The sequence below is a fragment of the Myxococcus sp. AB056 genome (genome assembly GCF_006547365.1).
Classification (GTDB): Bacteria; Myxococcota; Myxococcia; order Myxococcales; family Myxococcaceae; genus Myxococcus; species Myxococcus virescens.
The window spans coordinates 117,105-134,112 of the sequence record NZ_VHLB01000011.1 but is presented as its reverse complement, the minus strand read 5'-3'; the positions used below and the strand labels follow the sequence as shown (position 1 = coordinate 134,112).

18 protein-coding genes are annotated in these 17,008 nt (G+C 68.6%); 12 read left to right on the top strand and 6 right to left on the bottom strand.

Annotated elements, in window-relative coordinates:
* The first annotated feature begins 574 nt into the window (after positions 1 to 574).
* From FMP39_RS07805 to FMP39_RS07775, 7 genes are all read left to right on the top strand, one after another.
* Positions 575 to 1,162 carry a hypothetical protein gene (locus FMP39_RS07805; RefSeq protein ID WP_141589334.1) on the top strand — a complete coding sequence of 196 codons (588 nt, stop codon included), beginning with the start codon at positions 575 to 577 and terminating at the stop codon, positions 1,160 to 1,162.
* 312 nt (positions 1,163 to 1,474) lie between these two features.
* Positions 1,475 to 3,070 carry a serine hydrolase gene (locus FMP39_RS07800; protein ID WP_141589333.1) on the top strand — a complete coding sequence of 532 codons (1,596 nt, stop codon included), beginning with the start codon at positions 1,475 to 1,477 and terminating at the stop codon, positions 3,068 to 3,070.
* A gap of 82 nt (positions 3,071 to 3,152) precedes the next feature.
* Positions 3,153 to 4,436 (top strand): TIGR04013 family B12-binding domain/radical SAM domain-containing protein, encoded by a 1,284-nt coding sequence (locus FMP39_RS07795; protein ID WP_090488457.1) that lies wholly within the window; start codon positions 3,153 to 3,155, stop codon positions 4,434 to 4,436.
* A gap of 48 nt (positions 4,437 to 4,484) precedes the next feature.
* Positions 4,485 to 5,156, top strand: a complete 672-nt coding sequence (locus tag FMP39_RS07790; RefSeq protein ID WP_141589332.1) for a TIGR02269 family lipoprotein — start codon at positions 4,485 to 4,487, stop codon at positions 5,154 to 5,156.
* Positions 5,153 to 5,881 carry a double-CXXCG motif protein gene (locus tag FMP39_RS07785; protein WP_141589331.1) on the top strand — a complete coding sequence of 243 codons (729 nt, stop codon included), beginning with the start codon at positions 5,153 to 5,155 and terminating at the stop codon, positions 5,879 to 5,881. Before FMP39_RS07790 ends, FMP39_RS07785 begins: the two co-directional genes overlap by 4 nt.
* Positions 5,882 to 5,948: 67 nt before the next feature.
* Positions 5,949 to 6,287, top strand: a complete 339-nt coding sequence (locus FMP39_RS07780) for a hypothetical protein (protein WP_011556377.1) — start codon at positions 5,949 to 5,951, stop codon at positions 6,285 to 6,287.
* Between the two features lie 67 nt (positions 6,288 to 6,354).
* A complete protein-coding gene (locus tag FMP39_RS07775; protein ID WP_141589330.1) occupies positions 6,355 to 6,597 on the top strand; it encodes a hypothetical protein in 243 nt (80 codons plus the stop codon).
* Between the two features lie 3 nt (positions 6,598 to 6,600).
* Here FMP39_RS07775 and FMP39_RS07770 read toward each other — a convergent pair whose 3' ends face one another.
* The 3 genes from FMP39_RS07770 to aceB form a co-directional block, all read right to left on the bottom strand.
* Complete coding sequence (locus FMP39_RS07770; protein ID WP_194858284.1) at positions 6,601 to 7,008, bottom strand: hypothetical protein; 408 nt, start codon at positions 7,006 to 7,008, stop codon at positions 6,601 to 6,603.
* A gap of 178 nt (positions 7,009 to 7,186) precedes the next feature.
* Positions 7,187 to 8,473 (bottom strand): isocitrate lyase, encoded by a 1,287-nt coding sequence (aceA, locus tag FMP39_RS07765; protein ID WP_141589328.1) that lies wholly within the window; start codon positions 8,471 to 8,473, stop codon positions 7,187 to 7,189.
* 57 nt (positions 8,474 to 8,530) lie between these two features.
* Positions 8,531 to 10,156 carry a malate synthase A gene (gene aceB / locus FMP39_RS07760; RefSeq protein ID WP_141589327.1) on the bottom strand — a complete coding sequence of 542 codons (1,626 nt, stop codon included), beginning with the start codon at positions 10,154 to 10,156 and terminating at the stop codon, positions 8,531 to 8,533.
* A 248-nt stretch (positions 10,157 to 10,404) separates the two neighbouring features.
* On the opposite strand from aceB, the gene FMP39_RS07755 reads away from it, so the two are divergent.
* The 4 genes from FMP39_RS07755 (at position 10,405) to FMP39_RS07740 (ending at position 13,540) form a co-directional block, all read left to right on the top strand.
* Positions 10,405 to 10,758, top strand: a complete 354-nt coding sequence (locus tag FMP39_RS07755; RefSeq protein WP_228557770.1) for a PspC domain-containing protein — start codon at positions 10,405 to 10,407, stop codon at positions 10,756 to 10,758.
* A 99-nt stretch (positions 10,759 to 10,857) separates the two neighbouring features.
* A complete protein-coding gene (gene fumC, locus FMP39_RS07750; protein ID WP_141589325.1) occupies positions 10,858 to 12,258 on the top strand; it encodes a class II fumarate hydratase in 1,401 nt (466 codons plus the stop codon).
* A gap of 105 nt (positions 12,259 to 12,363) precedes the next feature.
* On the top strand, positions 12,364 to 12,975 hold the full coding sequence (gene clpP, locus FMP39_RS07745) for an ATP-dependent Clp endopeptidase proteolytic subunit ClpP (protein WP_141589324.1): 612 nt from the start codon (positions 12,364 to 12,366) through the stop codon (positions 12,973 to 12,975).
* Positions 12,976 to 13,120: 145 nt separating this feature from the next.
* A complete protein-coding gene (locus FMP39_RS07740; RefSeq protein ID WP_141589323.1) occupies positions 13,121 to 13,540 on the top strand; it encodes a hypothetical protein in 420 nt (139 codons plus the stop codon).
* 63 nt (positions 13,541 to 13,603) lie between these two features.
* On the opposite strand, the gene FMP39_RS07735 is transcribed toward FMP39_RS07740, so the two are convergent.
* Both FMP39_RS07735 and FMP39_RS07730 read right to left on the bottom strand, forming a co-directional pair.
* Positions 13,604 to 14,059: a DUF3293 domain-containing protein gene (locus tag FMP39_RS07735; protein WP_141589322.1), complete on the bottom strand. Its 456-nt coding sequence runs from the start codon at positions 14,057 to 14,059 to the stop codon at positions 13,604 to 13,606.
* Between the two features lie 232 nt (positions 14,060 to 14,291).
* Positions 14,292 to 15,728 (bottom strand): M48 family metalloprotease, encoded by a 1,437-nt coding sequence (locus FMP39_RS07730; protein ID WP_141589321.1) that lies wholly within the window; start codon positions 15,726 to 15,728, stop codon positions 14,292 to 14,294.
* 147 nt (positions 15,729 to 15,875) lie between these two features.
* Between FMP39_RS07730 and FMP39_RS07725 the strand changes: the two genes are divergently transcribed.
* Complete coding sequence (locus tag FMP39_RS07725) at positions 15,876 to 16,502, top strand: hypothetical protein (protein WP_194858283.1); 627 nt, start codon at positions 15,876 to 15,878, stop codon at positions 16,500 to 16,502.
* An 8-nt stretch (positions 16,503 to 16,510) separates the two neighbouring features.
* Here the strand turns inward: FMP39_RS07725 and FMP39_RS07720 are convergent, their stop codons facing one another.
* Positions 16,511 to 16,996: an ester cyclase gene (locus FMP39_RS07720; RefSeq protein WP_141589319.1), complete on the bottom strand. Its 486-nt coding sequence runs from the start codon at positions 16,994 to 16,996 to the stop codon at positions 16,511 to 16,513.
* Positions 16,997 to 17,008 lie beyond the last annotated feature (12 nt).

The window sequence follows — 17,008 nt, the reverse complement described above, 5'->3', positions numbered from 1 at the left end:
ATACGTCTCATGCCCCGCCGTATCGAAGCCGAGGCGGCCGGTGGAGCGCTACTCCAGGCGTGAACTCCAGCCTGATTCCTGACGGACTCAGAGTGCGTCTGACGTGTCAGCAGCGCTCCGTGTCGGTCCTCTGCTCGTGAGCAGCAAGGCCAATGACCTGACAGGTCTGAAAGGGGCCTGTCGGGTGCGGACTCGCCCGTCACGGGCCGCGTCGTGGCGCTCCCTGGCCTCGCTGTGGGAGGTGGCGACCTGATGCGGCGGGTCCAGGTATCCACACGATTCCATGTGCTGCGGCTGGAATGGAGGTGGATTGCGTCTGGGATTGGGGTGGACTCAAGCGTTTGAGGGCAATGAATTGCATGGAAAGGGTTGGCGTTCCGGCGGTTGGCGCTGACGCGTCAGTCGCAGGGTGCAATTCCAGGCTCGATGCGAGCTTCAGAGGAAGCTGGGGCAGGGCAATCGATGGCATGTGCGTTGCTTTGGTGAGTGTCAGGCGGGATGAACTCCTTGCCGTGAACCCGATGTGAGGGTTCAGCAACGACATACATCAACCACACGAAGGGATTGGTGCGACATGCTGAAGATCAGCTTCCTGATTGATTCCAACACGCTTCCCAAGGGAGGGGCCTCCATCGGTGCCGCGGTCGCGATCAAACATCCGACGTTCCTCCTGAACGACAAGACCCATCCCCACCAGGATGACCCCGACTACGCGGTGCCCGTCCCGAGTGGGGAGAACGTCCGCATCTACATCCAAGAGGCGAATTACGGCTCGACCGGGGGGATCGCGCCCAATGGCATCATCGTGCGGAGGTTCAACGATGTTCCGCTCACGGACGCCATCATGAATGACGCCAGGCAGCGGCCCATCGACATCCCCAACTTCGATTTGGATCTGGGCCCCATTCCGGATTTCATTGGTTACAACACCGAGGAAACCCCGAAGTGGACCCAGACGCCTCCCTCCTGGGCCTGGCCCAACATGCCGCTCATTGACCAGGACCTCCGGGCGGGCTGGACGCCCACCTACGTTCCGTACGTCACGTTCAATGCCAGCAAGCTCGTGAGCGGTTTGCTCGAGTACGGAGTGGTGTTCGCGCTGACGAGGGACGGGGCGAACGTCCAGTACTTCTACTTCGACCCCTTCCTCAAGATCGGCTAGTCGAGCTGATAATCCCTTCAGCACACGCGCTGCCCGCGCAAGCCAGTAGCTGCTGATGTCGCTGGACTTGCACGACGCCGCGCAGAAAGCCACCGCTGCCGTCCGGGCCTTGATGGAACCCGGGCGGCCAGCGGTGGCCCCGCGCCGTCTGATGGCGCGGGCGCTCGACTGGCGGCCGCATGCCTTGTTCCTCTCCGGCCCGGCGTCAGTGCCCTCGCAGGGGATTGATGCCGCTTCGCCCTGTCGTGCGGGCCATGCAATATCGGCGCTTCCGGTGCGTAGTTCGAACAGGCCCGTCCCCGGGGAACGCCCATGCGACACAGTCTCTACCTCCCGCTCTGTACCTTGCTGGCCTGTGCCCACACGCAACCCGTGGCCACGCCCGCTTCGACTCCAGTCCCTGCCGTGCAGCCGGCGCCAGCAGACCCCGAGTCCCAGTTCCGCGAGGCCCTGCAACGGGCGGGCAGGGCGATGGAGGCGGGGCACTTCGACTCCGCACTCTCGGAGATGCAGCGGTTGTGGGAGGGGGGGCGCCAGACGGACGAAGTGGCATGGTTCGCCGCCTACGCCTCGCTGGGCGCGGGCGACGACGCCGCGGCCTTCCAGTGGCTGGAGCGCGCCGTCGAGCGGGGGATGGGCTCGCCGGGCGACCTGCTGCACGACAAGTCCCTGGAGCCTTTGCGGCGGATGCCGGGTTACGACGCGCTGGTAGCGCGGGCGCGAGAGAACGCGCTGAAGGCGCGCGCCGAGGGCAACGTCGGGGCGGGGCTGGAGAAGGCGACGCCCGCCGAGGCGGGGCTGTCGGAGCCAGCGCTCGCGGCCTTCGTGAAGGCGGCCGAAGATTCGGGCTCGTCGGCCCTGGTGGTGCTCCGCCACGGCAAGCTGGTGGGGGAGTGGTACTTCGGCGGCGAGACGCAGCGCATCGAGTCCATGTCCGCCACCAAGGGCGTGGTGGCGCTGGCCATCGGATTGCTCATCGACGAGGGCCGCATTCCCTCCGTCGACGCGCCTGTCTCCACCTTCTTCCCGGAGTGGAAGGACGGCCTCAAGGGGAAGGTGACCTTGCGGCATCTGCTCAGCCACACCTCGGGGCTGGCCGCGAACGCCAGCGCGATGGACATCTACGAGTCGCGGGACTTCGTCCGCTACGCGCTGGACAGCCACGTGGTGGACGTGCCGGGCAGCCGGTTCTTCTACAACAACAAGGCCACCAACCTGCTGGCGGGCGTGGTGGAGCGCGCCTCGGGCGAGAAGCTGGACGCCTATCTCATGCGGCGCCTCTTCGAGCCGCTCGGCATCCGTGACGTGTTCTGGCAGAAGGACCCGTCCGGCAATCCGCTGGGCATGTCCGGCCTGCGCCTGCACCCCGTGGACTTCGCCAAGGTGGGCCAGTTGATGCTCCAGCGGGGCGTCTGGCAGGGGCAGCGCATCCTGAGCGAGGCCTGGATTCAGGAATCCACCGCCGCGCCATCTCAGGCCCACACCCCCACGGCGGGCTTGTTGTGGTGGCTCGTCTACGACAAGGCGTTCCGCGTGCTGGGGCAGGACATGGTGAACGAGGCGCGTCGCAACGGCATGCCGGAGGCGTCGCTGTCCCGCCTGCGGGACGTGGTGGACAAGCCGATTCCCTCCGGGGACTTCATGCAGGTGCTCTCCGAGCGGCTGGGCGGGATGAAGGGCGTCATGGCGTTCATGGAGAAGAGCGCCCGCATCCCGCTGCGCACGCACGTGGAGGGCTCGCCCCGGGGGTACTCCGCGCGAGGCTCCTTCGGGCAGCTCCTGCTGGTGGTGCCAGCGCAGGACCTGGTGGTGGTGCGCATGGCTGTGCCGGACGGGCGGGTTCCTCCAGACGTCATGGAGTTCCCTGCGTTCAACACGTTGGCCCTCTCGCTGGTGCCTTCTCCCTGACGGGCCAAGGGCGCACGCGGCGGGCCCGGCTGCCTGCCCGTGTGCCTGCGCCGCCGGCCCTGTGGCATAAAGCGCTTCCAGCATGCAGCCATCTCGCCGTGTTTCGCTCGTCCTGAGCTACCAGTACCCGGGTAAGTACGCCTTCACCGTGCTGGCGGGCGCCGTGGAGTCGGACCCGGCGCTGGCGGACGTGACGCTGCACTTTCCGCGCAGCCGCGAGACGCTGCTGGACACGATTCGCGAGCGCGTGGACGCCGGAGACACGGTGGTGGCGGCGTGGTCTTTCTACTCGGCCAGCTTCGCCCCGGCAGCGGAGGAGCTGGCATGGGTGCGTGAGCGGCTGGAGGGACGGGATGTGCTGTGCATCGCCGGCGGCGTGCACGCCACGGCGGAGACGCTCCAGACGCTTCAGGCGGGCTTCGACCTGGTGGCGGTGGGCGAGGGTGAGTACTCCCTGCGCGCCTTGCTCGGCCGGGTGCTGCGCGGCGAGGAGCCGCGTGAGACGCACGGCGTCGCGTATCTGAAGGACGGGAAGCTGGTGCAGCACGGTCGAGGGGAGGGCGTGCAACTGGACGACTTCCCGCCCTTCGCGGCGCGCAACGGGCAGTACGGCGCCATCGAGATTACGCGCGGCTGCATCTACGCGTGTCGCTTCTGCCAGACGCCGTTCATGAGCAAGGCGCGCTTCCGCCACCGCTCCGTGGCCAACGTGGCGCACTGGGCGCGGGAGCTGCGGCGCTCGGGCCGGCGCGACATCCGCTTCATCACGCCCACCTCCATGTCCTACGGAACCGCAGACGAGTCGGTGAACCTGGACGCGGTGGAGGCGCTGCTCGCCGCCGTGAAGGAGGCCATGGCGCCCGATGGGCGCGTCTACTACGGCACCTTTCCGTCGGAGGTCCGCCCCGAGCACGTCACGCCCGAGGCGCTGGCGCTGCTCAAGCGCTACGTCCACAACGACAACCTCATCATCGGCGGCCAGTCCGGCTCCGAGCGCATCCTCCAGAGCACCCGCCGGGGGCACGACGTGGAGACGGTGGTGCGCGCCACCCGCATCGCGGTGGAGTGTGGCTTTGTGCCCAACGTGGACTTCATCCTCGGGCTGCCGGGCGAGGAGCCCGCGGACGTGGATGCCACGGTAGCGCTGATGGAGAAGTTGGCGGGCCTGGGCGCGCGCGTGCATGGGCATACATTCATGCCGTTGCCGGGGACGCCCTTTCGTGATGCGCCGCCCGGGTCGGTGGATGAGGCGACACAGCGCAAGCTGGACCGGCTGGCCTCGCAGGGGCGCTTGTACGGGCACTGGAAGCAGCAGGTCGCGCTCGCCGAGGGCATTGCCTCACGCCGCCGCCCGCGTGCGGGGTAAGGGCAGCGCGGAACGGGCAAGACAGACCTGAAGTCTAGGATTCGCGGAATGCGAACCTGTCTGCTCAGAATGCTCCCGGTGCTCGCTGTGCTTTGGCTGGGGTGTTCCACCTCGGTCAAGCCGCCCATGCAGCAGGCCTGGGATGACGCGGAACTGGAGTGCTGGACTCCGCACGAGGACCAGTGTGTGTCCTTGCTGTGTCTGGGCGACGCGTGTGGCTTCTACCGTTGCGCGGACCTGCCGGGGGATGTGGAGCTGGCGCGCTTTCCGCCCGCCCGTCCACCCGTGGCTGCCGCGGCGCCTGGCCGAGGTCCCCGGCGAAACTGGGGCCTCGGCCAGCAGTTGCCTCGGGGCGCTGTCATGGTGTTCCCCAGTTGGGGTGGTGCGCCTGGGCGAGTCATCCCGCCGTCACATCGGCTGCCGCCCGGACGCTGGGAGAAGCACCACATCTTTCCCCAGGCACCAGAGCTTGCCCAATGGTTCACGCAGCGGGGCGTCAAGATTCACGACTACACGATGCCGATACCGCGAGAGCTCCATCGACGCATTCACGGTGGTGCGGGAGCCGGTGGTGCGTGGAACGAAGCCTGGCGCGCGTACATGCGGCGGAGCAGTGGGGCGAGTCCTGAAGAGATTTTCAAACACGCCGGAGAGTTGATCTACCGCTTCGAGCTGCTTGGTGGGCCGATTCGGCCGTACTATTCCAGGCCCGGAACATGACCCTTCGTGTGTTTGAACTCTCCCAGGACAGCGCGATGTGGCCCCGAATCAACGGGAGCTTCAACGCCGCGCACAAGTGGGGACTGCCTGGGCTGGCGGGGTGTCCTGGCTGTGGGGTGACCTGGGCCTCCTCGGGCCATCAGTACCCCGCTGTGGATTTGTCGAACCTGCCTGCGCAGAGCGAATTCCTGAAGGCCCGGCCCGAGCCATTCGAGGAGTTCGCGAGGCTGCGTGAGTTGGTCCGCCCCTTGGCTCCGCCAGGCGCGCTGCTGCCTCCAGGGACATTGTTCGGCCCGCTGGTTGGAACTGCCTCGGGACGATTCGCCGACTTCGAAACGCAAGGGAGCATGCTGTTGGTGGTTCGCCGGGAAGCGCTGGAACGGCTCCAGGTGGAAGGTGTGCGTGGCCTCGTGGGCTGCAAGACGGAACTGCGCTTTCGGCAGAAGGACCCTCCGGAACTCTTGGAGCTTCAGCTCGAGCCTCGCGGACAACTGCACCCGGACTGCTATCCGCCGGAGCTGCCTCCACCGTGTGACACCTGTGGCCGGTTCAAACTCACGCTGCCAGACGAGCCCATCCTCGACGCGGCCTCGTTGCCCACGGACCGCGACGTCTTCCGCGTGGGCAACTTCGCAACCGTGATGGTGGGCACCGAGCGTTTCAAGGAGGCGGTGCAGCGCTTGGGGCTGGAGGGCATCACCTTCCGTGAGCTGCCCACCCGCTAGGCGCTCGCAAGGGGGCCCGTCACTTCCACGGGCCTCCGCTCCGCCAGGCGCTTAGGATGGGGGCGCGATGTCCACCGACCAGGCACCTCCCTACTGGCTCCTCATCTCCGTCCTCTTCAGCAATCAGCCGCTGTCGCCCTCGCTTGCGATGACGCTGCACCAGGTGGCCTACGAGCTCCATCAGCGCGGTGAGGGCGCCAAGGAAGTGGCCGGGGACATGGTGAGCGGCCGGGTGGTGAACCTGCGCAAGGACGTGTCCTTCGGCGGCATCGCCGGGCCGGCCTTCGAGGCGGAAATCGAGACCGAGCGGGGCTCCGGCGTCGTCCGCTTCGTCCTCACCCGGCAGGGGCTGGAGATGATGAAGCAGCAGCCCGCCGAGCCGCCCCGGCCCAAGTACCTCAACTGAGCCAGCGCGGGCCCGCCCGCCTGTCCGCCCCCTGCTCGCGGACGGTGGGCGTCTCCACTTTGGAGACATGGACCCCAAGGACTACCTCAAGCGCAGCGCGGGCATCCCGCTGGATCCGAAGAAGCAGAAGGACCCCGAGGAAGACGGCGAGCGCGTCCCCGCCGAGGGGCGCGCCGAGTTCCTCAACGACGTCGCCGAGCACAACGGAGGCCAGCGCACCGACGTCGAATTACCGTGGCGCAAGGGCCCCGAGCTGCAACGAGGCCAGCGCGACGCCTACAACGCGGAGAGCGACAAGAAGAAGGGGTGACCCTTACTCCCGGTCGAGGTCCACCTTCATCTTGTTGCCCATGTGCAGGATGGAGTTCGACAGCGTCGCGGCGGACATCTCCGCCAGCTCCATCAGGACCTGCTCCTGCTGCGCCTGCTCCGAGCCGGCCGGGGCCTGGGACACCGGGCCCCGCGAGCCGTCCTCGGAGATGGGCCCGCGGCCCACGGCGGACAGGTAGGAGTTCAGGAGGCCGTTGTTCGGCGAGCTGCCCACCGAGGCGAGCGCCGAGGCGACCACCGCGCCCCCAGACACCATCAGCGGATCCCCAGGCCGGTTGGCAGGGGCCATCGGGTTCACCAGCGCGCCAAAGCTCGTGCTCGCGGCGCGGCTCTGCGCCTGCGTGGTGGCGGGCTGAATCATCGGACCGGTGAAGGAGTTGATGCGGGTCATGGCGCCTCCGTCTCGGCCCGGGACGCGCACCACGCACGTGTCGGACCTCTCGAAACCCCATTATCGCCCGGCCGCCGGCGAAGTTGCGCGGAAGGCCGAAAACGCCCGAAGGCCGCGGACTTACGGGCATGCTCCCCGTCAGCCGCGGCCTTCTTGGGACTTCAGGAGGCGCCGTTGCCTAGAACTGGTGGGCCTCGGTGGACTCCGTCAGGGCGAGCGTGCTGGCGTTGCCGCCGCAGATGGCCTCGGCCACCTGGTCGAAGTAGCCGGTGCCCACCTCGCGCTGGTGGCGGGTGGCGGTGTAGCCGTCCTTCTCCGCCGCGAACTCGGCCTGCTGCAGCTCGCTGTAGGCCGCCATGCCACGGTCCTTGTACTTCCGCGCCAGCTCGTACATCCCGAAGTTGAGCGCGTGGAAGCCGGCCAGGGTGACGAACTGGAACTTGTAGCCCATGGCGCCCAGCTCGCGCTGGAACTTCGCGATGGTGGCGTCGTCCAGGTTCTTCTTCCAGTTGAAGGACGGCGAGCAGTTGTAGGCCAAAAGCTTGTTCGGGTACTTGGCGCGGATGGACTCGGCGAACTTCTTCGCCTGGGCCAGGTCCGGGGTGCTCGTCTCGCACCACACCAGGTCCGCGTACGGCGCGTACGCCAGGCCGCGGGCGATGGCGCAGTCCAGGCCGCCGTTGAGGCGGTAGAAGCCTTCCGGGGTGCGGCCAGACTTCTTGTCGATGAAGGCGTGGTCGTACTCGTCCGCGTCGCTCATCAGCAGCTTGGCGCTGTCCGCGTCCGTGCGGGCCACCAGCAGCGTGGGCACGCCCATGACGTCCGCCGCGAGCCGGGCCGCGTTGAGGGTGCGGATGAAGTGGCTGGTGGGCACCAGCACCTTGCCGCCCATGTGGCCGCACTTCTTCTCGCTGGCCAGCTGGTCCTCGAAGTGCACGCCCGCGGCGCCCGCTTCAATCATTCCCTTCATCAGCTCGAAGGCGTTGAGCGGGCCACCGAAGCCGGCCTCGGCGTCGGCGATGATGGGCGCGAACCAGTAGCGGTCCTTGCGGCCCTCCGCGTGGTCAATCTGGTCTGCGCGGCGCAGGGCGTTGTTGATCTTGCGGACCACGGTGGGGACGCTGTCCACCGGGTAGAGGCTCTGGTCCGGGTACATCTGCCCCGCGGAGTTCGCGTCCGCCGCCACCTGCCAGCCGGACAGGTAGATGGCCTTCAGGCCCGCGCGCACCATCTGCACCGCCTGGTTGCCGGTGAGCGAGCCGAGCGCGTTGATGTAGTCCTCGGTGTGGAGCAGCTCCCAGAGCTTCTTCGCGCCCAGTTCCGCCAGCGTGTGGCTGACGGTGATGGAGCCGCGGAGCTTCTCCACGTCCTTCGGGGCGTAGTTGCGCTGGATGCCCTCGAAACGCCGCGCGTGGAGCTTGGCGTGAGGGGAGGCATCGGCGGTCGTCGGAGTGGCGTCGTACATCGTGGGCTCCTCGCTACGGTAAAAGTGGTGGGTTGCTGCTGCGAAAGTGCGAAGGGTTCAGCGTTGGGCTTCCAGGGCGTCGTAGGCCGGCAGGGTGAGGAAGTCCTCGAAGGTGCTGGCGGTGGAGAGCTGCTCGAAGAGCACGCGCGCGCGCTCCAGGTGGGCGGCGCCGTAGCGCTCCTTGGCGCCTTCCTTCTCGAGGCGGCCCATCTCCTCGCCCAGCGCGTCGCGGAAGAGGGCGGGCGTCACCTTGCGGCCGTCCTCCAGGGTGGCGCCGTGGTGGATCCACTGCCACACCTGGGCGCGTGAGATTTCGGCGGTGGCCGCGTCCTCCATCAGGTTGTAGAGCGGCACGCAGCCCAGGCCGCCCAGCCACGCGGCGGTGTACTGGATGCCCACACGGATGTTGTGGCGCAGGCCTTCCTCGGTGCGCGTGCCGGACGGCACCTTGAGCAGCTCCGCCTCGCCAATCTTCACGTCCTCGCGCTTGTTGGAGAGCTGGTTGGGGCCCTTCATGTGCGAGTCGAAGATGTCGCGGGCGATGGCAACGAGGCCGGGGTGTGCCACCCACGTCCCGTCGTGGCCGTTCTTCACCTCGCGCAGCTTGTCCGCGCGGACCTTGTCCATGACGGCGTCGTTGGCCGCCGCGTCCCCCTTGATGGGGATGAAGGCCGCCATGCCGCCCATGGCGTGCACGTTGCGGCGGTGGCAGGTCTGGATGAGCAGCTGCGAGTAGGCGTTGAGGAACGCCTTGTCCATCGTCACCTGGCCCCGGTCGGGCAGCACCACGCGGGTGTCCGACTGGAGCGTCTTGATGAAGCTGAAGATGTAGTCCCAGCGTCCGCAGTTGAGGCCGGCGGAGTGCTCGCGCAGCTCGTAGAGGATTTCGTCCATCTCGAACGCGGCGGGCAGCGTCTCGATGAGGACGGTGGCCTTGATGGTGCCGCGCGGGATGCCCAGCTCCGCCTGGGCCAGGTGGAACACGTCGTTCCACAGCCGGGCCTCCAGGTGGCTCTGCATCTTCGGCAGGTAGAAGTAGGGGCCGGTGCCGCGCGCCAGCTGCTCCCGGGCGTTGTGGAAGAAGAAGAGCCCGAAGTCGAACAGCGAGCCGGAGATGGGCTTGCCGTCGATTTCGATGTGCCGCTCCGGCAGGTGCCAGCCGCGGGGGCGCACGAAGAGCACGGCGCGCTTCGGGTTGAGGGCGTAGTGCTTCCCGTTCTCCGCCGTGAAGGAGATGGTGCCGCGCACGGCGTCGCGCAGGTTGATTTGCCCGCGCACCACGTTGTCCCAGGTGGGGCTGTTGGCGTCCTCGAAGTCCGCCATGAAGACATTCGCCCCGGAGTTCAGCGCGTTGATGACCATCTTCCGGTCCACCGGGCCGGTGATCTCCACGCGACGGTCCTGAAGGTCGGCGGGCAGGGGAGCCACCGTCCAGTCGCCCTCCCGGATGGCCTTCGTCTCCGGCAGGAAGTGGGGCCGCTCTCCCTTGCTCCAGGCCGCCTGCACCGTCTTGCGGCGCTCCAGGAGGGCCAGCCGGCGCTCGCCGAAGTTGCGGGCCAGCTTCGCCACGAATTCCAGGGCCTCGGGCGTGAGGACCTCGGCGTAGTCGGGGTGCCAGGTCCCCTTCACCACCACTCCCGGTCCGAACGCCGGGGGATTCACAGAGGGGGCTTGGTCCGACATCTGAGCTCCTTTGGCTAGGTGCGTTGTAAATCTGCTGTGACGGCTCGGAAAATGAGTCCTACGAGGGCAAAAAGGAAGTGCGGAGTGAATCTTTGCCTGCTTGCCTGTAACTGTGTCAACAGCCGGCGTGTTAAATCTGTAAATCAACAGACCGTCCCCGGGGCGTATGCAATGGGGTGCACCAGGGCGCGTAGGTAGGAATGAGGGCCACGGACGCCAAGTGGGAGTGGCCCCAGAAGGGAGATGTGATGGACGCCAAGAGACGCTGCGCCACCTGCACCGAGGAAGTGAGCCTGGAGGTCCGGAGGTGCCCGCGCTGCGGCGCGCGCACGGAGCCCATGCACCGGGGCGTGGATGGGCGGCTGCTGACCGGGGTGTGCGCGGCGCTGGGGCGGGAGCTGGGCGTGGACGCGGCGCTGATTCGCGTGGGCTTCGTGGTGGCGCTGGCGGTGTCCGGGGGCACCGCGCTGATGGTGTACCTGCTGCTGTGGGCCTTCACGCCGCCGTCGGCGACGGGCACCGCGCCCTTGCGGCGCACGTACAGCTGGCTGTCCGGTCTGGGCAATTCGGAGCGCACGCCCCGCGTCGAGCGCCGGGTGTAGTGCTCAGCGTCCAACGGAGAAAATCACGCCGGAGCCCTGCCTGAAGGCTCCGGCCTGTTATTCGATGGGGCCCACCCTTCTTTCCGAGGAGCCCCGCGCGTGAGCACGAAGAACGTCCGTACCGAGAAAGACACCTTCGGTCCCATCGACGTCCCCGCCGACCGGCTGTGGGGCGCGCAGACGCAGCGCAGCCTCCAGAACTTCGCCATCTCCACCGAGCGCATGCCGCTGGCCCTCATCCGCGCACTGGTGCTGGTGAAGAAGGCCGCCGCGCGGGTGAACGTGGAGAACGGCTCGCTGGCGAAGGAGAAGGGCGAGGCCATCATCCAGGCCGCGGACGAGGTGCTGGCCGGCCAGCACGACGCGGAGTTCCCCTTGAGCGTCTGGCAGACGGGCAGCGGGACGCAGACGAACATGAACACGAACGAGGTGCTCGCCAACCGCGCCTCGGAGCTGCTGGGCGGCGAGCGCGGCGAGGGCCGCAAGGTCCACCCCAACGACGACGTCAACAAGGGGCAGAGCTCCAACGATGTCTTCCCCACCGCGATGAGCGTGGCCGCCGTGGCCGCCATCACCGAGCACGTGCTGCCGGAGCTGAAGGCGCTGCGCGACGTGCTCGCGCAGAAGGCCCGCGCCTTCCATGACGTGGTGAAGGTGGGCCGCACCCACTTGCAGGACGCCACGCCCCTGACGCTGGGGCAGGAGGTCAGCGGCTTCGTGGCGCAGCTGGACCACGCGAAGGGCCACCTGGAGCGCACCCTGCCGCACCTCCTGGAGCTGGCCCTGGGCGGCACGGCGGTGGGCACCGGCCTCAACGCCCCCAAGGGCTATGCCGAGCGGGTGGCGCAGGAGCTGGCCCAGCTCACCGGCCACCCCTTCGTCACCGCGCCCAACAAGTTCGAGGCGCTGGCCGCCAACGACGCGCTGGTGCAGGCGCACGGGGCGCTGAAGGGGCTGGCGGTGGTGCTCTTCAAGGTGGCCAACGACGTGCGCTGGCTGTCCTCGGGGCCGCGCTCGGGGCTGGCGGAAATCACCATCCCGGAGAACGAGCCGGGCAGCTCCATCATGCCGGGCAAGGTGAACCCCACCCAGAGCGAGGCGCTCACCATGCTGTGCGCCCAGGTGATGGGCAACGACGTCGCCGTCACCGTGGGTGGGGCGTCCGGCAACTTCCAGCTCAACGTCTTCAAGCCGCTCATCGCCCACAACGTGCTCCAGAGCTGCCGGTTGCTGGCGGACGGCATGCGCAGCTTCCGCCTGCACTGCGCGGTGGGCATCGAGCCCAACCGGCCCCGCATCCAGGAGAACCTGGAGCGCAGCCTGATGCTCGTCACGGCGCTCAACCCCCACATCGGCTACGACAACGCGGCGAAAATCGCCAAGACGGCCCACAGGGACGGCACGACGCTCAAGGAGGCGGCCGTGGCGCTGGGGCTCGTCACGCCCGAGCAGTTCGACCAGTGGGTCCGCCCGGAGGACATGACGGGCCACAAGGGGTAGGCCCCCAGGGGAGCAGGGGGCCCCGGCGTCGAAGCGTGGGGCAGCGCACGCTCCGGGAAGAAGGGACGGGCGCGGCGGCGGAAGGGCGATTAGGGTAGGGGCGTCATGAACGTCCCCTTCGTCATCGAGACCACGCACCGCGGCGAGCGGGCGTACGACCTGTACAGCCGGCTCCTCAAGGACCGCATCATCATGCTGGGCACGCCTGTCAATGACGACGTGGCCAACATCATCGTTGCCCAGCTCCTCTTCCTGGAGTCGGAGGACCCGGACAAGGGCATCAACCTCTACATCAACTCGCCGGGTGGCTCGGTGACGGCGGGCCTCGCCATCTACGACACCATGCAGTACGTGAAGTGTCCGGTGTCCACCATCTGCGTCGGGCAGGCAGCCTCCATGGGCGCGCTGCTGCTGCTGGCGGGGGCGAAGGGCAAGCGCCACGCCCTGCCCAACAGCCGCATCATGATTCACCAGCCGCTGGGCGGCGCGCAGGGCCAGGCCACGGACATCGACATCCAGGCCAAGGAAATCCTCCGCCTGCGCAGCTACATCAACGGCCTCATCGTGAAGCACACGGGGCACACCATCGAGCGCATCGAGAAGGACACCGAGCGCGACTACTTCATGAGCGCCGAGGACGCGCGGCAGTACGGCCTCATCGACGAGGTGGTGGAGAAGCAGCGCGCCATCGCCCCGACGCCCGCTCCGGCGAAGTAGGCCCTTCCCGCCCCGGACGCATGCCGGGGCGGGGTGCTCCTCCCGGCGGGGTGCCACACGGGCGCCGCGCCGGAGGCAGGTCCAGCACTGGACGTTTCCGGCTTCCCTGCCTGCAGGTGGCACGCGGCGTGCTCACCATGGGCATATGACGCCGATCCGATTTCGCATCGTCCCCCGGTTCCTCTTGCCCGGCGCCATCCTGGCCTCCATGGCCTGCGCGACGGGGCCCACCGGCCGTCCCCCCGCCCCTCCCAGCTCGGCCGCCGTGCAGACGGAGCTGGGAGCCCGGGACGTGGTCCAGGCCGGCGAGGAATACGCCCGCAACAACTCACTGGTGCTGGCCCAGGCCGGGGAGGCGGTGGAGATCCGCCCCAACTTCTGGCGCATCCGCTTCGGCCTCGCGGACCAGCCCGGCCGCGTGCTGGAAATCGAGTTCGATGAGCTGGCGCGCAGGGTCATCAATGCCCGCGAGCTGGAAGTCATCCCGGAGAACCCGGGTGACGCCGCCTTGGGTGGCAGCGGCACCGTGCCGGCGGCGGGGCAGCCCCGAGGCCCCATTCCCTGAGCGTGGGCGTCGCCCCGCGCCCCGGTCCTCACGGGCGGCGCGGGGGCACCCTGTCCGCGTGCTTCACGGGGCGGGTGCGCGGGCTTCCTCGCAGAACAGCAGCTCCGCCTGGCCTCCCGTGCGTCCCACGAGCACGGCGACTTGTCCGTAGGCGCGGCCGAAGCGTCCGGCCTCCTCGCGGGGAAGCCCGGGGACGAAGAGGCTCTGCTCGCACCAACTGCCGTCATCCGCCTCGCCCAGCGCGGGGGCGGCCCCCCAACCCCCGGCGACGAGCTGCGCGACCATGCGCTCCTGCGCGCGGCGGTTCTCCTCGCCGCTCCGCCACTGCGAGCCGGGATTCCACGCCGTCAGGAAGGCCCACTCGCGGTGGCCGCGTGCCGCAAGCGTTGCGTCCAGCGCCGGGTGCAAGGCGCCCGCCCGCAGGATTTGCTCGACGCCACCCGTGCTGGGATGGGGCCGGATGATGTAGCGCGTCGCCGCGTAGGCCGTCGCCAACCGCTCGCGTTCGTGGTGGCTCATTCCGCTCATGATGCGCCGCGTGCCTTCCGGGGAAAATCGGGTTTCGGATGATTCAATGTGAATGTTCGATTCCGTTCGACGCCCATGCCCCCGCTTCGTTCCGGAACGGAATGAACGGCTTCGAAGGGGAACAGGCTTCGTCGTTCTGTTGCTGTCGTGTCGCGTTGCGACGACAGCGACGTCGAATCCTGAGAGACGCACCATGCTCCGGCGCACCCTGCCGGAGCACGGCTCAGGGCGTGGACCGCACCCCGCCCGTCACGCGTTTCACGGTGCGACCCGCGGGAAGCATGTCACCGGGCTGCACGCCGTTGATGATGGACAGCTCCTCCACGGGGATGGTGGACGGGTGCTGCTCGTTGAACTGCTGCAACGTCATGGGTGACGTCACCTTCGCCAGTTCAATCCGTGCGGGTTGGACGGCCAGCGCGGAGGCGTCCGTCAGCTCGCCGAAGCTGGAGAAGGTGGCGCGGAAGGCGTCCTCGTAGGCGGGAAGCTGCTGCGCGCCGGTGTAGCCCAGGAGCTGGAGCGTGGTGCCGCCCTGCGACACGAAGGCCGTGACGCCGGCGATGACGCCTTGCTCCGTCTGCGCCTGGAAGAACGCGGCGCCCTGCGGGAAGCCCGTGGGCGCCGCGCTCACCGGCTGGATGCCTTCCTGCGCGAGGAAGCGCTGCATCGCCTCCTGCGGCGCGATGTTGCCGGTGGGCACCAGCCCGACGATGGCGTCCTCCTGCGGGCTGATGCCCGCCACCTGCTGCGGCTGGTTCGCCGTCTTCCATCCCTGGGGAAAGGTGAGCTGGAAGCGCAGTCCCGGGTGCATGAAGACGTTGCCCCGGAAAAAGCCCTGCCGCGGGTCGTTGCCGTAGGCCATGCCCTGGAGCATGGCGAGGTATTCCTCCCGGCCATCCTTGAGCTGGTTGAAGTCGACGTGGGCCTTCGCGGCGCGCTCCTGCGCCGTCTTCACGCGGTCGCCCGGGTCGGGGTGGGTGGACAGCCACGTGGGAAGGCTCTGTCCGCCCGCGGCCTTGCCCACGCGGTCCAGGGTGGCGAAGACGTTGGCCGCCTGACGCACGTCGTAGCCGCCGTTCAGCATGTACTTGAAGCCCAGTTCGTCCGCCTGGCGCTCGTCGTCGCGGCCGTACTTGAGGAACAGCAACTGGAGGCCGGCGGCGGCCAGGCCCCCGAAGCGGGCCACGTCCTCGCTGAGCACGCTGCCCAGCAGCAGGCCGGCCTGGGCGAGCTGCGCCTGGGACAACTGTTCCACGGAGTGCCGGGCGGTGATGTGGGCGATTTCGTGCCCCAGCACGGAGGCCAGCTCCGCCTCGGAGTTCATCGCGGTCAGCAGGCCCCGCGTCACGAACACGGGCCCTCCGGGGAGGGCGAAGGCGTTCACCACCGGGTCATCCACGGCCTGGATCGTCCAGGGCAGCTCCGGCCTTTCGGAGGCCTTCGCCATGGGCAGGCCCACCCGGGCGACGTATTCCTGGACCTTGGGCTCCTGGATGAGGCCAATGGAGCCGCGCACCTCCTCCGCGCTCTGCTTGCCCAGGGCAATCTCGTCCTGTTGAGAGACGAGCGACAGCATGCGCTTGCCGGTGGCGGGGTTGCGCACGCAGGTTGTCAGCGAGAGCAGGGCCAGCAGCGGCAGCAGCCGGAGTCGTGAAGTCATGGGGCCTTCCTGGTAGTGGTGGATGCGCAAATAGGTCAGCGGCGGCACGGCGACCACGGTGGGGGTGGGCGGGTCGTCACTGCTGGACAGTCGGGCGCGCGCACCGGGCCCGCTTCCGTTAGCTTCTCTTCGCGAGGAGGCGTTCGAATGGATTCGGATTCGCTCGAAGCACGGATGGCGCGGCTGGAGCGCAGTTGCCGGCGGTGGCAGGGGCTGACGTTCACCGCGCTCGCGTTGGCGGGACTGGGGCTGGGCGCGGCGGCGCTCCGGGGCGAAGACGTGTCCTCCGGGACGCTGGTGGCCTCCCGGCTGGTGCTCACGGACGCGCGCGGGCAGACGCGGGCCACGCTGGACACCGACGCGCAGGGCAACGCGGGCCTGGTGCTGCGCGACGGCGAGGGCCGGCCCCGGGCGCTCCTGGGCGTGGGCGAGGACGGCTCGCCCCGGCTGCGCTTCTCCACCGCGGAGGGCCAGTCCCTGGCGGAGCTGGTGGTGTACTCCGACGAGGCGCCGCGCCTGACGCTGTCCAAGCCCGGCGGCGGGGAACTGTTCGCGGTGGGCCTCCAGGTGGATGGCTCGTCGCGGCTGGAGCTGTCGGACGCGGACGGACGGCCCCGGGCCATCCTGGGTGCGGACGAGCATGGCTCTCCCGGTCTGGTGCTGAGGGACCGCAAGGGGCTGCCACGCGTGGCGCTCCGGGTGTCGCCGTCGGATGGCGCCAGCCTGGTGGTGGAAGGCCAGGACGGCGCGGTGTTCCGCGCGCCCGGCGGCTGAGCCGAAGGCTACAGCGTGGGCGGCACCACCTTGTAGCCGCGCTGGAGCAGCGGCGACAGGCGGTCGGAGATGTCCCAGGACTCCACCACCTTGCCGTCGCGCAGCCGGTACAGGGAGTGCCCTTGCAGCAGGAGGGGCTGGGGGGCCGGCGCGGTGGCCTTCCAGTGCGCGAGCACCAGGTCGCCGTCCGCCACCAGGTGGAGGATGTCGAACTTCAGCTCGGGGAACTTTTTGAAGCTGGCCTCCGCCTGCTGACGGATGAAGGCGGGTCCCACCGCGTTGAGGGGCGCGCCCTGGGAGCGGTCCACGAAGTCCTCGGCGATGAACTCCGGGATGCGGTCCAGCTTGCGCAGGTTGTAGAGCTCCTCGGTGAGCTGCCGCACCCGCTGCTTGTTCTGGGCCTCCAGGGCGGCCGCGCGCTCCACGGGAGACATCGTGGCGCAGCCCGACAGCCACCCGAGGGCGCACAACAGAATCGTCGTGTGTCGTGTCATGGCCCCACGATG